At 70.9% G+C, this 14805-nt stretch carries 15 protein-coding genes; 11 read left to right on the top strand and 4 right to left on the bottom strand.

The window, feature by feature from the left end; genetic code table 11:
• Position 1 precedes the first annotated feature (1 nt).
• A complete protein-coding gene (locus tag IH26_RS53435; protein WP_034214712.1) occupies positions 2-397 on the bottom strand; it encodes a hypothetical protein in 396 nt (131 codons plus the stop codon).
• A 74-nt stretch (positions 398-471) separates the two neighbouring features.
• On the opposite strand from IH26_RS53435, the gene IH26_RS0111040 reads away from it, so the two are divergent.
• Positions 472-852, top strand: coding sequence for a VOC family protein (locus tag IH26_RS0111040; protein ID WP_030436057.1), 381 nt, complete (start codon positions 472-474; stop codon positions 850-852).
• A gap of 3 nt (positions 853-855) precedes the next feature.
• On the opposite strand, the gene IH26_RS0111035 is transcribed toward IH26_RS0111040, so the two are convergent.
• Positions 856-1695, bottom strand: a complete 840-nt coding sequence (locus IH26_RS0111035; RefSeq protein WP_030436056.1) for a GNAT family N-acetyltransferase — start codon at positions 1693-1695, stop codon at positions 856-858.
• Between the two features lie 124 nt (positions 1696-1819).
• Here IH26_RS0111035 and IH26_RS0111030 point away from each other — a divergent pair, with 124 nt between their 5' ends.
• Complete coding sequence (locus tag IH26_RS0111030; RefSeq protein WP_030436055.1) at positions 1820-2410, top strand: PadR family transcriptional regulator; 591 nt, start codon at positions 1820-1822, stop codon at positions 2408-2410.
• Positions 2411-2466: 56 nt separating this feature from the next.
• On the opposite strand, the gene IH26_RS0111025 is transcribed toward IH26_RS0111030, so the two are convergent.
• Complete coding sequence (locus IH26_RS0111025; protein WP_030436054.1) at positions 2467-3429, bottom strand: LLM class F420-dependent oxidoreductase; 963 nt, start codon at positions 3427-3429, stop codon at positions 2467-2469.
• Positions 3430-3557: 128 nt separating this feature from the next.
• Between IH26_RS0111025 and IH26_RS0111020 the strand changes: the two genes are divergently transcribed.
• From IH26_RS0111020 to IH26_RS0111010, 3 genes are read left to right on the top strand one after another with little or no spacing between them, the layout of a single operon-like run.
• Complete coding sequence (locus IH26_RS0111020; RefSeq protein WP_051807950.1) at positions 3558-4163, top strand: ABC transporter ATP-binding protein; 606 nt, start codon at positions 3558-3560, stop codon at positions 4161-4163.
• Positions 4160-6295 (top strand): YhgE/Pip domain-containing protein, encoded by a 2136-nt coding sequence (locus IH26_RS0111015; protein WP_030436052.1) that lies wholly within the window; start codon positions 4160-4162, stop codon positions 6293-6295. The genes IH26_RS0111020 and IH26_RS0111015 overlap by 4 nt, the downstream gene beginning before the upstream one ends.
• Before the next feature lie 21 nt (positions 6296-6316).
• Complete coding sequence (locus IH26_RS0111010; RefSeq protein WP_030436051.1) at positions 6317-6910, top strand: TetR/AcrR family transcriptional regulator; 594 nt, start codon at positions 6317-6319, stop codon at positions 6908-6910.
• Positions 6911-6960: 50 nt separating this feature from the next.
• Here IH26_RS0111010 and IH26_RS0111005 read toward each other — a convergent pair whose 3' ends face one another.
• Positions 6961-7305, bottom strand: a complete 345-nt coding sequence (locus IH26_RS0111005; RefSeq protein WP_051807948.1) for a helix-turn-helix domain-containing protein — start codon at positions 7303-7305, stop codon at positions 6961-6963.
• Positions 7306-8001: 696 nt separating this feature from the next.
• On the opposite strand from IH26_RS0111005, the gene IH26_RS0111000 reads away from it, so the two are divergent.
• The 6 genes from IH26_RS0111000 (at position 8002) to IH26_RS0110975 (ending at position 14800) form a co-directional block, all read left to right on the top strand.
• A complete protein-coding gene (locus IH26_RS0111000; protein ID WP_030436049.1) occupies positions 8002-9525 on the top strand; it encodes an amino acid permease in 1524 nt (507 codons plus the stop codon).
• A 64-nt stretch (positions 9526-9589) separates the two neighbouring features.
• Entirely contained in the window at positions 9590-10936 is a 1347-nt protein-coding gene (locus IH26_RS0110995; protein ID WP_030436048.1) for a glutamine synthetase family protein, read from the top strand.
• A 12-nt stretch (positions 10937-10948) separates the two neighbouring features.
• A complete protein-coding gene (locus IH26_RS0110990; protein ID WP_030436047.1) occupies positions 10949-12307 on the top strand; it encodes an aldehyde dehydrogenase family protein in 1359 nt (452 codons plus the stop codon).
• Positions 12308-13072 carry a 3-oxoacyl-ACP reductase gene (locus IH26_RS0110985; RefSeq protein WP_030436046.1) on the top strand — a complete coding sequence of 255 codons (765 nt, stop codon included), beginning with the start codon at positions 12308-12310 and terminating at the stop codon, positions 13070-13072. It abuts the gene before it with no gap.
• Positions 13073-13290: 218 nt separating this feature from the next.
• Entirely contained in the window at positions 13291-13986 is a 696-nt protein-coding gene (locus IH26_RS0110980; RefSeq protein WP_030436045.1) for a gamma-glutamyl-gamma-aminobutyrate hydrolase family protein, read from the top strand.
• Between the two features lie 64 nt (positions 13987-14050).
• Positions 14051-14800, top strand: a complete 750-nt coding sequence (locus tag IH26_RS0110975) for a gamma-glutamyl-gamma-aminobutyrate hydrolase family protein (protein WP_030436044.1) — start codon at positions 14051-14053, stop codon at positions 14798-14800.
• Positions 14801-14805 lie beyond the last annotated feature (5 nt).

The raw sequence follows: 14805 nt of genomic DNA, 5'->3' as shown, positions 1-14805 counted from the left end.
TTCACCGGTCGCTGTCCGGGTCGGCGAGCCAGTCGGGCTTGTCGGCGAGGGACGGGTCGGGGCGGTGGGGTTTGCGGAGCAGGCGCGGGGAGGGCCAGCGTGCCGGCGGCGGGCCGCCCACCCACACGTACTCCAAACGGTCCAGCATGCCGTCGTGGCCGAAGAGCAGGATCGCGTCGCCGTCGGTGCCCGCCACCTTGGCGTCGGCGATCAGTTCGAGGCCGTCGGGGCCGCCGCGGAAGTCGACGGTCGGGCAGCCGCACCCGCACGTGCCGACCACGCGCAGGTCGCCGATCCGCTGCCGGAGCCGGACATCGTCCGGGTCGGGCAGGTCAAGCAGAGCGGCCACCATCGCTAGCTCGTCGTGGCTCAGAAGCCGGCTCGTCTCCGCATTCATGAACCTAAGGTTGACAGATCGAATCGAGCCCCGCTGAGCTGGACGTTTGCATGATCCTGGAGCAGGCTGGGTCGATGCGATCACGAAAGCCGGGAATGTGGTGGGGCGCGGCGATCGAGGCGCCCGACCCCGGGGCGCTGGCCCGGTTCTACGCGACGCTGCTCGGCTGGCCGGTGGTGCACCAGGAGCCGGGCACCGCGGTGATCGGCACCCCGGGCGGGGCGTTCCTGGTCTTCCAGCAGGCCACCGGTTACGAGCCGCCGACCTGGCCGCCCGCGCCCGGCGCCCAGCGCCCGATGATGCACCTCGACTTCCAGGTGGACGATCTGGAGGACGCCGTCGCCGAGGCGCTCGCGCTCGGCGCCCAGCTCTCCCCGACCCAGCCCCAGGAGAACGTCCGCGTGCTCGCCGACCCGGCCGGCCACCCGTTCTGCCTGTGCCGCGACGACGGCTGACGCTCAGAACAGCACGGTCGCGAAGGCTCCGGCCGACACGAAGCCGCACCGAGCGTAAACCCGCCGCGCTGACAGGTTGTAATCGTTGACATACAGGCTCACGGTCGGTGACACCCGCCGCAGAGCATCCCGGACGACCGCGGCCATCGCCGGCGCGGCCAGCCCGCGGCCGCGGAACTCCGGGTCGACCCACACGCCCTGGACCTGGGTGGTGCGCCGGGTGACGATCGCGAGCTCGGCCTTGAAGATGACCCGGTCGCCGAGGAAACGGGCGTAGGCGCGCTTGCCCTTGACCAGCTCGGCGATCCGGCGCCGATACCCCCGGCCGCCGTCGTCGAGCAGTGGCGAGACGCCGACCTCCTCGGTGTACATCGCCACCGCCGCCGGGAAGAGCTGGTCGACCTCGCTCGGGCGGACCAGTCGCACCTCGGGGTCGGGCGCGATCGCGGGCTCCCGCTCGGCGACCAGCAGCGGCTGGTTGGGGCGCACGTCGCGGGCCCGTCCCCAATACCCGCCGAGGCGCTCCCAGAGGCCGAGGACCTGGTCGGAGCGGCCGATGATCGACGAGCAGATGCGGGCCTCCGAGCCGAGCATGTCGGCGAAGGCGGCGGTCGCGTTCGGCGTGCAGCAGACCGGCACCAGGTGCGCGCCGGACCAGATGATCGACTCGACCCGCCGGCCCGGACCATACCCGAAGATGCGCCCGTCGGACCGCCACCAGTTCAGGCCGTGCGCGGCCACCCGCTCGGCGATCTGAGCGCCCGCGTAGGGATCGCGGTCGAGGATCCGCTCGACCGCCGCGCGCTCGGACTCCCCGAGTTGGCGAATGGGCACCGTCAGCACAGGTATCACATTGCCAGATCCGAGGCCCTGGACACGCGTCGCAACCCCCAGTCCGGAAGAAACCCTTGCGGGCGTTGCATCGCCGATATATCGTCTAACTATCGACGACAGAACGGAGATAGTCATGAGGCACACAGAGGGTTTCCACGGCCGTCGCATGCGTGGCGGGTTCTTCGGCCCCGGGTTCCCGTTCGGCGGCGCCGAGTTCGGTGGCCCCGGCGGTTTCGGTCCCGGCGGTCCGGGCGGGCCGTTCCGAGGCCAGCGCCGCGGAGGCCGCGGCAGCCGGCTCAACGTCCGGCCCGCGGTGCTGGCGCTCCTGCTCGAGCGCCCGATGCACGGCTACGAGATCATCCAGGAGCTCGACTCCCGCACCAACGGCATCTGGCGCCCGAGCCCCGGCTCGGTCTACCCGACCCTCCAGCTCCTGGAGGACGAGGGCCTGATCGAGGCGGAGGCCGAGGGTGGCCGCAAGAGCTACCACCTCACCGACGCGGGCCGGGCCGAGGCCGAGACGGCGGCGCAGAACCCGCCGTGGGCCAGCATCGGCGACGACACCATGAACCAGGTGCAGGACTTCCGCGACGCGGCGGTCGGCATCATGGGCGCGCTGCGGCAGGTCGGCTTCAACGGCACGCCGGAGCAGCGTCAGAAGGCGCTCGAGGTGCTCAACGAGACAAAGCGCAAGCTCTACGCGATCCTCGCCGACGCGGAGTAAAGCCACGGCTCACGAAAGAAGGCGCATTCCTCGGGGGTGCGCCTTCTTCCGTGTTGTCAGCGGCCGAGGGCGGTCAGCGTCTCCAGCAGGGCGGCCGGGCCGCCCGACTCCAGTTCCGGGGTGGGGAGCAGGGCCATCACCGGGACGGTCACGCCGGCCGTCGCGTAGGCCTCGACCTTGGTGCGGCACTCGGCGGGGGTGCCGTGCACGATCAGGTCGTCGACCACCTCGTCGGTGATCGCGGCCAGGGCCGCCTTGCGGGCGCCGGCCGCCCACGCCGACCACATCGGGGTCAGCGTCTCCTCGCGGCCCAGCCAGCGGTGGAAGGCGGCGTACGCGGGCACCGTCAGGTAGGCGGCGATCAGGCGGCGGGCCGCCGTGCGGGCGTAGCCGGCGTCGTCGGTCGGGCAGACGAAGATCCGGGCGGCCACCTCGAAGCCGGCCGGCGCCGCCTTGGTCTCGGCCAGCGCGGTGCCGACGTCGGCGGGGGAGAGCCAGTTCAGGATCACGCCGTCGGCCTCGGCGGCGGCCAGCCGGAGCATGCCGGGGCGCAGGGCGGCCAGCAGCACCGGCGGCGGGGTGGCCGGCGGGCGCTCGAGGCGGAACCGGCTCACCGCGAACGTGCCGTAGTCGTGGTCGACCAGTTCGCCGGCGAGCGCGGCCTTCAGGAAGCGGAGCATGTCGCGGCTGCGCTCGTACGGCTCGGTGAACTCCACCGAGTTCCAGGCGCCGACCACCACCGGGGACGACGAGCCGATGCCGAGCTGGAACCGGCCCGGCGCCGCCTCGGCCAGCGCCGCCGCGCTCATCGCGAGCAGGCCCGGCCCGCGGGTGAAGACCGGGGCGATCGCGGTGCCCAGCCGCATCGACGGCGCCCAGGCGGCGGCCATCGCCAGCGGCGTGAAGGCGTCGGCCCCGGCCACCTCGGAGGACCACAGGTCGGTGAACCCGGCCCCGGCCAGCGCCTCGTAGACGGCTCGGTGCCCGGCGAGCGGAACCCCGCCCAGCGGCACGGTCATGCCCCATCGCTTCGACATGCGCATGATCCTGCCGGGCGCGGCGAGTGAGGTCCACCACCGGGGGTGTGGCATTGGCCCTTTCCGGAGTATCTTTTTGAACTGACCAGTCAGTGTAAAAAGAAGGACCGATGATGCCGGTGCTCACCGCCCGCGGGGCCGGGGTTCGCCACCGCCGCCGCTGGCTCTTCCAGGATCTCGACGTCACCGCCGAGCCGGGCGACCTGGTCGCCGTGGTCGGCCCGCCCGGCAGCGGGCGTACCACGCTGCTGCTCGCGCTGGCCCGCCGGTTCCGGTTGTCGGCCGGCCACGTCATGATCGACGGTTCGCCCGCGCTCGGCTACGTGCCCGAGGTCACCGCGCCGGAACCGGTGTTCACGGTCGCCGAGCACGTCCGGGAGCGGCAGGCGTTGCTGGGCCGCAGGAAGGGCGAGCCGGCCGACCTGATGGGCCTCGACCCGGAACTCACCGGGCGCGATCTGACCCCGTACGAGAAGCAGGTCCTGGGTTTGGTCCTGGCCCGGCTGTCGAAACCGGCGCTGATCGCGCTGGACGGCCTGGACAACGGTCTGGACGCCGCCGAGCAGACGGCGCTGCTCAAGCAACTGACGGAGATCGCCGCGACGGGGACGACGGTCGTCCTCACCGCCCGCGACATCGATCCGGAGCTGGTGACCACGGTGATCCGCCTGAGTGGGCGGGAACCGGGCGGGCGTGAGACTGAGGAGGAACGATGAGGGTGCTGACTCTGGCCGGCATGGAGATCAAGCGGTTCATGCGCAGCCGGCTGACCGCGGCGGCGCTGGCTGTCCTGTGCGTGGTGCCGTTGCTGTACGGCGCGCTCTACCTGTACGCGTTCTGGGATCCGTACGGGCGGCTCAACCACATCCCGGCGGCGCTCGTCGTCGAGGACCGGGCCGCCACCGCCAGCGACGGCAGCACGGTGCACGCCGGGCAGGATCTGGCGGACGAGCTGGAGCGGCGGCGGGTCTTCGACTGGCACGTCACCGACGAGAAGGCGGCCGAGAAGGGACTGGCCGACGGGAAGTACCAGATCGTGCTGCGGATCCCGGCCGACTTCTCGGCGAACCTGGCCAAGGCCCCGGACGCCGGCCGCACCGCGGAGACCGCTCAGCTGAACGCGGTCAGCAACGACGCCACCAACTACCTGTCCGGAGTGTTCGCCCGGACCGCCTTCAACGAGGTGCGCTCCGCCGCGTCGGCCGGCGCCTCCGCGAAGTACTACGACCAGATGCTGATCGGCTTCACCGACCTCAAATCGCAGACCCAGCGGGCCGCGGACGGCGCCGGGAAGATCGACGACAACCTGAAGACCGCCGGGAGCGGCGCCACGAAGATCGCGAACGGGATCGACCAGGCGCACGGCGGGGCCGGCCGGCTCGCGACCGGGCTCGGCCAGGCCGATCAGGGCGCGAGCGACCTGGTCACCGGTCTTGCCCAGCTCAACCAGGGCGCCCAGCAGCTCGCCACCGGCACCCAGCAGGCCGCGGCCGGCGGGCGGCAGCTCGCGACCGCGGTCGACACGGCGGCCGACAAGATCGAGCCGGCGCTGCGGGACAACGCCAAGGCCATCGCGGACGCCGCGAACCTGGTGGCGACCGGCGCCGACACCCTCGCGGCGAACATCGGGCAGCTCGATCAGGCGGCCGACCAGGCGGTGCACGATGCGAAGCAGTTGCAGGCCTACCTGAACACGCTGCCGGCCGACACCTCGGGGCTGGCCGAGGCCAAGGCGACGGCGGCCAAGCTGGTCGCGGCGGCCGAGAAGGTGCGGCACACGATCCAGAGCGCCGACCTCGACCAGCTGCGCACGGAGCTCAAGCAGGTGGCGGCCACCGCCCGGCAGGTCGCCGCGGCGGCCCCGCACCTCGCCGACGACGTCGAGCGGGCCCGTACGCAGGTGGACAAGCTGGCCGACGGGCTCGGGCAGCTGGCCACCGGCGCTCAGCGGCTGCAGACCGGCACCGCCCAGGCCGAGGACGGCGCCGAGAAGCTGCAGGGCGGGATCTACCGGCTGGACACCGGCGCGCGCCAGCTCAGCGGCGGGCTCGCCGAGCTCTCCACCGGCCAGCACCGCCTGGTCGACGGGCTCGGCCAGCTGCAGGGCGGCGCCGATCAGCTCGCCTCCGGGCTGAGCGACGGCGCCGCGAAGATCCCCGGCTACGGCGACGACCCGGCGCAGCGGGCCGACGTGCTGGCCGACCCGGTGTCCCTGGACCGCGCCGTGCAGCACCCGGCCGGCACCTACGGCGTCGGCTTCGCCCCGTACTTCCTGGCCCTGGCCCTCTGGGTCGGCGCGATGATCAGCTACATGGTGTTGCGGCCGCTCAACCGGCGGCACCTGATGTCCGGCGCGCCGGCGCCGCGGGTCGCGCTGGCCGGGCTGCTGCCCGCGGTCGCGATCGGGTTCACCCAGGCGACGCTGCTGTTCGCGGTGGTGCGCTTCGGGCTCGGGCTCGACCCGGTGCACCCGCTGCTGACCTGGGGACTGCTGCTGCTCACGGCGGCGGCCTTCGCGGCGCTCATGCAGCTGATCGGGGCCGCCCTCGGCGCGCCCGGCCGGATCGTCGCGCTGGCCCTGCTCATGCTCCAGCTGACCTCGTCCGGCGGCACCTACCCGGTGCAGACCACGCCGGGGTTCTTCCAGGCGATCCACCCGCTGCTGCCGATGACGTACGTCGTGCAGGCCGCGCGGCAGGCGATCGACGGGGGCACGGCCGGTCCGGTGGCGATCGGGGTGCTGGTGCTCACGGCGTACGCAATCTGCTCTTTGATCTTGACTGTGGTGGTCGCCCGTCGCGGACGGCAGCTGACGCCGTCGGCGCTCCACCCGGAGCTCGCGATCTGAGGAGTGTGATGGACTGTGGCCGTGACGCGGACGGACGGGCGCACCAGGCGGCGCGCCGACACCAGGCAGCGGCTGTACGAAGCGGCCGTCGAGCTGATCGCCGAGCAGGGCTTCTCGGCGACCACGGTGGACGACATCGCGCTGCGTGCCAAGGTCGCCAAGGGCACCGTCTACTACAACTTCAAGTCCAAGAATGACCTGTTCGAGGAGCTGCTGCGGCACGGGATCGGGCTGCTCACCGACGCCTTCCGCGAGGCGGTACGGGATCTGCCGCCGCGCGAGGCGGTCGGCGCGCTGGTGCGCACCCAGCTGGAGTACATCCGGCAGTACCGGGCGTTCGCCCAGCTGCTGCTCTCCGAGATGTGGCGCACCAACCGGGAGTGGCACCAGACCCTGATCCTGCTGCGCGAGCAGGCGATCGGCGTGATCGCCGAGACGGTGCAGGCCGGCGTGGACTCCGGTGACCTGCCGGGCGAGCTGGACGTGCCGGTCGCGTCGGCGGCGCTCTTCGGCATCGGGCTGGTGGTGGCGGTCGACTGGCTGGTCTTCCAGCCGGAGCGGCCGATCGAGGACGTCGAAGAGTCGTTGCTCGCGATCGTCCGCCGGGTGGGCTGAGCTGGCTGGCTCCGCTTCGCTCCGCTCATCAGCGGGGCGATCGCGGGGGGTCAGGCGGCTGAGACGGTGGGGGTGGGGCGGTCCAGATCGTCTTCCGGGGTGAGGACGCCGCCCAGCTCGATGATCCGGCGATGGGCGATGGCGAGGCGGTCCTCCAGGGTGACGATGCGGCAGGCGGCGGTGAGCAGGATGCCCTCGTCGAGGAGCTGGCGGACGCGCAGGGCCAGTTGCAGCTGGTGGCGCGAGTAGCGGCGGTGGCCGCCGTCGGAGCGCTCGGGCTCGATCAGGCCCGCGGCGCCCAGACTACGCAGGAAGGCCGGAGTTACGCCGATCATGTCGGCCGCCCGGCCCATCGTGTACGCCGGGTAGTCGGCGTCTTCGAAGGCGGAGCTCATCTTTCCTTTCCCGGGGGTTGGGGAAAAAGTCAGGTGGGGGGACAGTCCAAGGCCCCGGCGGGTAACCGGGGCCCTGGCTTTTCAATTCTGGTGCCGACCGTCGTCGGCGCATGCGGTCGTCCGTCTGCGTGCCGCTAGCGGGCGACCTGAGTGATGGGCATCGGCTGCGATCACCTCTTGTCGGGTCGGGGACGTTGTGATTACGCGTTGCTGCGGTATCTCGTCCTCCTTAGCCAACTCGGGGCCTGTGCCAGTTGCGTGTCGGCTGTGCGTGGCCGACTCCAGAAATGCTATGCCCGAGACGCAGTTATTTCTAGTATCGCTGCTGTAGATTTTTCGGACAAAAGGTCCGACCGAGGCTAGTCGCCGGTGTTGTGGCGGTGGTGCGGGGCGGGCGCCGGGTACGGCAAAGCCGCACTTGAGAGAGGTGACCGCGCCCCGCACCACCGCGGGGCAGGGGCGAGTCGACAGCCCCTGAGCGCAAAGCCTGCCGAGGGCTTGCGTTGTCTGTTCTGTCTACGAGTGTGCCGGTCCGCGCGCACGCCGGGCAACGCAATTAACGCTGCTCATTGACGCGCGTAACAACCGGAGAGATCATCACGGCAGGCGGTGACCCCGGTCACAGCCCCATCCAACCGCCCCGCCCGCCACCCAAGACCGGACTGAAGGCCACCCCTCCTGGCAAGGGAGTCGCAGATGAGCGTCAACCCCGCACCCAGCACCGACGAAGAACGCCTCGCCCAACTCGGCTACCAGCAGGAACTACATCGCCGACTGTCCGGCTTCTCCAACTTCGCGGTCTCTTTCTCGATCATTTCCATCCTGGCCGGCGCGATCACCTCGTACTACATCGCCATGACCGCCGGCGGACCGCTCGCCATCGTGCCCGGCTGGTTGTTCGTGGGCATCCTGGTCACCGTCGTAGCACTGGCCATGGCGGAGGTCTGCTCGGCGTACCCGACGGCCGGCGGCCTCTACTGGTGGGCCGCGGCGCTGGCCAAGCGCAACAAGGCCGCGTGGGCCTGGTTCGTGGGGTGGTTCAACTTCATGGGCGAGGTCGCGGTCACGGCGGCCATCGACTTCGGCGCGGCGATCACCACGGCGGCGTTCCTGAGCCTGACCTTCGACATGGAGGTCACGAAGTACAACACGTTCCTGATCTTCCTGGTGATCATTGTCGTGCATGGGCTGCTCAACACGTTCGGCGTCAACCTCGTACGGGTGCTCTCCGACGTCAGCGCCTGGTGGCACCTGGTCGGCGTGGCCGTGATCGTGGTGCTGCTCGCGGTACTGCCCGACCACCACAAGCCGATCTCCCAGGTATTCACGGAAGTGCACAACGCCACCGGCTTCACCTTCGCGGGGGCGAGCGTCTACGCCGTCCTCCTCGGGCTGTTGATGGCGCAGTACACGTACACCGGGTACGACGCCTCCGCGCACGTGGCCGAGGAGACGCACGACGCGTCCCGGGCCGCGCCCCGTGGCATCGTCATGTCGGTGGTGGTCTCGGTGATCGCCGGCTTCGTGCTGCTATTCGCGATCACCTGGTCGATCCAGAACTACGAGCTCGAGCGGACCACGCCGCTCGGCTTGCCGCCCGCCCAGATCTTCATCGACGCGGCCGGCCACAACACCGGCACGTTCCTGGTCTTCATCTGCATGGTGGCGCAGTGGTTCTGCGGGATGGCATCGGTGACCGCGAACTCGCGGATGTCCTACGCGTTCGCCCGGGACGGCGCGCTGCCGGGCTCGCGGCTCTGGAAACAGGTCAATCCGCGGACCGGCACGCCGACCAACTCGATCTGGCTGTGCGTGACCATCTCGGTCATCCTGGTGCTCCCGTCGCTGTGGAACACGACGGCGTACCTGGCGGTGACCTCGATCGCGGTGATCGGGCTCTACATCGCGTACGTGGCGCCAGTCTTCCTGCGGCGGATGAACCCGGATTTCGAGCCGGGGCCGTGGAACCTCGGCAAGTGGAGTGCGCCGATCGGCTGGATCGCGATCGTCTGGGTCGTGATCATCTGTGTGCTGTTCGTCCTGCCGACCGCCAGCCCGATCACTGCCTCTACCTTCAACTACACGATCGTCGCCGTGGCGGTCGTGGTCGGCGGCGCGACCATCTGGTGGTTCGCGAGCGCCAAGAACTGGTTCACCGGCCCGCGGCAGAACCTGATCGACAAGGCGGCGCGCGGCGAGCAGGCCTTGCCCACCGAGTGATCAACTGATGAAGTCCGGGGGACGGGCGTTCGCTCGTCCCCCGAACCCTCGTGAGGACGGTGCCATGGACCTGGAGGAGCTCGACGTCTCCGTCGACAACGGCAGTATCGACACGGTGCTGCTGGCCCTGACCGACATGCAGGGCCGCCTGCAGGGCAAGCGCCTGCACGGGCGGTACTTCATGGACGAGGTGGTCACCGGCGGCAGCGAGGGGTGCAACTACCTGCTCGCCGTCGACGTCGACATGAACACGGTGGACGGCTACGCGATGTCGTCCTGGTCCAGCGGCTACGGCGACTTCGTGATGCGGCCCGACTTCGCCACCCTGCGCAAGGTGCCGTGGCAGCCGTTGACCGCGCTGGTGCTGGCCGACCTGTTCACGGTCGGCGGCGAGCCGGTCTACGCCTCACCCCGGCAGATCCTGCAGCGCCAGCTCGAGCGGCTCGCCGCGCACGGGCTGACCGCCTTCGCCGGCACCGAGCTCGAGTTTATTCTCTACAAGGACAGCTACGAGCAGGCGTTCGACAAGAACTACCGCGACCTGATCCCGGCGAACCAGTACAACGTCGACTACTCGATGCTCGGCACGGCTCGGGTCGAGCCGCTGCTGCGCCGCATCCGCAACGAGATGTACGGCGCGGGCCTGCTCCCGGAGAGCGCCAAGGGCGAGTGCAACTTCGGCCAGCACGAGATCGCGTTCCGCTACGACAATGCTTTGACTTGCGCGGACCATCACGTGATCTACAAGAACGGGGCCAAGGAGATCGCCGCACAGGAGGGCATGGCGCTCACCTTCATGGCCAAGCCCAACTCCCGGGAGGGCAACTCCTGCCACATCCACTTCTCGCTGCGCGGGCGGGACGGGCGGTCGGCGATGCTCGGCGACGGGCCCGGCCACCTGAGCGTGACCGGGCAGCGGGTCATGGCCGGGCTGCTGGCCACGATGCGCGAGTTCAGCCTGCTGTTCGCGCCGAACATCAACTCGTACAAGCGGTACCAGCCCGGATCGTTCGCGCCGACGGCGGTGCGCTGGGGCGTGGACAACCGCACGTGCGCGCTGCGAATGGCCGGGCACGGCCAGGGCATGCGGGTGGAGAACCGGGTGCCGGGCGGGGACGTGAACCCGTATCTGGCGATCGCCGCGCTGGTGGCCGGCGCGATCTATGGCATCGAACACGAACTCGAGCTGGAATCCGAGTTCACCGGTAATGCTTACGACGACGCCACCGCTCCGCGGGTGCCCGCGACGCTGCGGGAGGCGCAGCAGCTGTGGCTCGGCAGCCGGGTCGCGGGCGAGGCCTTCGGGGCCGACGTGGTCGGCCACTACGCGAACATGGCCCAGGTCGAGCTGGCCGCGTTCGACGCCGTGGTCACCGACTGGGAGTTGCGCCGGGGTTTCGAGCGATTGTGAAAGGCTCTGCACGTGCCGACTGATGTGATCAACCCGGCCACCGGGACCGTATTCACCAGCGTGCCCTCGCTGGGGCTCGAGGAGACCGACGCCGCGATCGAGCGCGCCCGGCGGGCCTTTCCGGCCTGGCGGGCGGTCGCTCCCGGCGAGCGGGCGCGGCTGCTGCGCCGCTTCGCCGCGGTGGTCGACGACCACCTCGACGAACTCGCCGACCTCGAGGTACGCAACGCCGGGCACACCATCGGCAACGCCCGCTGGGAGGCGGGCAACGTGCGGGACGTGCTCAACTACTACGCCGGCGCGCCCGAGCGGCTGATCGGCAAGCAGATCCCGGTCCCCGGCGGCCTCGACGTGACCTTCCACGAGCCGCTCGGCGTGGTCGGCATCATCGTGCCGTGGAACTTCCCGATGCCGATCGCCGGCTGGGGGTTCGCCCCGGCGCTGGCGGCCGGCAACACGGTCGTGCTCAAGCCGGCCGAGCTCACCCCGCTCACCGCGATCCGGCTCGGCGAGCTCGCGCTCGAGGCCGGCCTGCCCGCGGACGTCTTCCAGGTCCTCCCCGGCAAGGGCTCGGTCGTCGGCCAGCGCTTCGTCACCCACCCGGCGGTCCGCAAGGTCTGCTTCACCGGCTCCACCGAGGTGGGTAAGTCGATCATGGCGGGCTGCGCCGACCAGGTGAAGCGGGTGACGCTGGAGCTGGGCGGCAAGAGCGCCAACATCGTCTTCGCGGACGCCGACCTGGAGAAGGCGGCCGCCGCCGCGCCCTCGTCCGTCTTCGACAACGCCGGTCAGGACTGTTGCGCGCGGTCCCGCTTGCTCGTCCAGGAGTCGGTGTACGACAAGTTCCTCGCCCTGCTGGAGCCGGCGGTCAAGTCCTTCCGGGTCCTCGACCCTGCCGACAAATCCGCAGAAATGGGACCGCTGATCTCTGCGGCACACCGCGACACGGTGGCCTCCTACGTATCCGATGCCGATGTCGGGTTTATCGGGAATGCGCCGGCAGGAGACGGCTGGTGGTTCCCGCCGACCGTGCTGCTCGCCCGCAGTCCGGACGACCGGCACTGGCGCGAGGAGGTCTTCGGTCCGGTGCTTTCGGTGCTGCCGTTCCGCGACGAGGAGGAGGCGGTCCGGCTGGCCAACGACACCGAGTACGGCCTCTCCGGCTCGCTGTGGACCCGTGACCTGGGCCGGGCACTGCGCGTCTCCCGGGCCGTGGAGACCGGCGCGCTCAGCGTGAACAGCCACTCCTCGGTGCGCTACTGGACCCCGTTCGGCGGCATGAAGCAGTCCGGCCTCGGCCGCGAGCTCGGCCCGGACGCGCTGCACGGCTTCACCGATGTCAAGAACGTGTTCCTAGCCTCGGGAGAATAAGTGGATCGTTTGCAGGACCGGGTCGCCGTGATCACCGGCGCCGGCAGTGGGATCGGCCTGGCCACCGCTCGCCGCTTCGCGGCCGAGGGCGCGTTCGTGGTTTCTGTTGACATTTCCGAAAAGTCGGGCAAGGCGGTCGTGGACGAGGTGGGCGGGGAGTTCGTGGCCTGCGACGTCTCCGACGAGGAGCAGGTCAAGGCGCTCTTCGACGGGGTCGTCGAGCGGCACGGTCGGGTCGACATCGCCTTCAACAACGCCGGCATCTCGCCGCCGGACGACGACTCGATCCTGGTCACCGGGATCGAGGCGTGGGAGCGGGTGCTGAAGATCAACACGACCTCGGTGTTCTTCTGCTGCAAGTACGCGATCCCGCACATGCAGCGGCAGGGCAAGGGCTCGATCATCAACACCGCGTCGTTCGTGGCGCTGCTCGGGGCGGCCACCTCGCAGATCGCGTACACCGCGAGCAAGGGCGGGGTGCTGGCGATGACCCGCGAGCTGGGCGTGCAGTTCGCCCGCGAGGGCATCCGGATCAACGCGCTCTGCCCCGGGCCGGTGGCCACGCCGCTGCTGCTGGAGCTCTTCGCCAAGGACCCGGAGCGCGCCGCCCGCCGGCTCGTGCACGTGCCGATGGGCCGGTTCGCCGAGCCGGCCGAGATCGCCGCGGCGGTGGCCTTCCTCGCCAGCGACGACGCGTCGTTCATGACCGCGTCCCAGTTCGTGGTCGATGGCGGCATCACCGGTGCTTATGTAACTCCATTGTGATGTTTGAGCACCCGGGCGGGTGGGGAGGAGATCTTGCAAGGGGTCGAATCCCCGCCGGCTCAGGCCCTGCTCCCCGCGCCGGTGGGACAGACGGGCCCGGGTGCGGCGCCGTCCGAGGACCGGACGACGCCGCGCACCCATCAAGACCGCCGTTAGCGCGTACGGGATCGGCCGCTTGGGCGACACAGACCGAAACATGATCTGACTACGGTGGAGCGATGCGTCCGATCATCGGCATCACCACGTACGTGGTGCCCGCGACCTTCGGCGTCTGGCACGACCTGCCCGCGGCGCTGCTCCCGTGCGACTATGTCACCGCGGTGCGCGAGGCCGGCGGCCGGGCCGTGCTGCTGCCGCCGGACGACCAGGATGCGGACGTGCTCGCCCGGCTCGACGGCCTGGTGCTGGCCGGCGGGCCCGACCTGGAGCCCGGCCGGTACGGCGCCGCGTCCGAGCCGCTGACCGAGAGCCACCCGGAGCGGGACGCCGGCGAGTTCGCGCTGGCCCGGCGGGCGCTGGCGATGGACCTCCCGGTGCTCGGCGTGTGCCGCGGCATGCAGCTGCTGACCGTCGCGGCCGGCGGCCGGCTCGACCAGCACCTGCCCGACCTGGTCGGCCACGAGAAGCACCGGCCGGCCCCCGGCGTCTACGGCGAGCTCGTGGCCCGGTTCGCGCCGGGCAGCCGGATCGAGGCGCTGATGGGCGACGACCGGACCGTCCACTGCTACCACCACCAGGGCGTCGCCGACCCGGGCACGCTCACCGTCACCGGCTGGGCCGACGACGGGACGCCCGAGGCGGTCGAGGATCCGGACCACCGGTTTGTCCTCGGCGTGCAGTGGCACCCCGAGGTGGTACGCGACCGCCGCGTGTTCGGCGCGCTCGTCGCGGCCGCCTCCCGAGCCGCGCCCTAAGCCACCACCCCCGCCGTGCCGACAGTGTGATGAGGACGACGAACCACGAGGAGGAACGCACCGCATGCGCAGGCCCCTGATCGGCTTGACCGCGTACGCCCAGCAGGTGCAGTACGGCAGCAACGACCTCATGGCGGGCATGCTCCCCATGACGTACGTGCGGGCCGTGCACGCCACCGGCGGCCGGGCCGTGCTGATCACCCCGGACGACCCCAACACCGACGTGCTCGAGTCGCTGGACGGGATCGTGTTCTCCGGCGGCGGGGACGTCGACCCGGCGTACTGGGGGGCGCCGCGGCACCCCGAGACGGAGGTCGACCCGGCGCGGGACGAGGCCGAGCTGCTGCTGATGCGCGGCGCGCTCGATCTCGGCCTGCCGATACTCGGGGTCTGCCGGGGCATGCAGGTGATGGCGGTGGTCGGCGGCGGGACGCTGCACCAGCACCTGCCCGACGTGATCGGGCACGAGCGGCACCGGGCCGCGGCGGGGACCGACCCGCTGGCCGCGGACGCCTCGGCGTACGGCCGGCACGACGTGGTGGTGCAGCCGGGCTCGCGCGCCCACGACCTGCTCGGCTCCCGGCTGACCGTCAACTCGTTCCACCACCAGGCGGTCGACGACCCCGGTGCGTTCCGGCCCGTCGGCTGGTGCCCGGACGACCGGGTCATCGAGATCATCGAGCATCCGGAGCGGTCGTTCGCGCTCGGCGTGCAGTGGCACCCGGAGCGCACGCCGGACCTGCGCGTCTTCGCGGCCCTCGCCGAGGCGGCCGCCGACCGGGCCGGCCTGCGGCCCGCCGCCGTCGCCGCGTAGCGGGT

It is taken from the genome of Actinoplanes subtropicus (genome assembly GCF_000721705.1).
Taxonomy (GTDB): domain Bacteria; phylum Actinomycetota; class Actinomycetes; order Mycobacteriales; family Micromonosporaceae; genus Actinoplanes; species Actinoplanes subtropicus.
The sequence above is the reverse complement of the archived record's forward strand: the minus strand, read 5'-3'. Positions and strand labels throughout refer to the sequence as shown.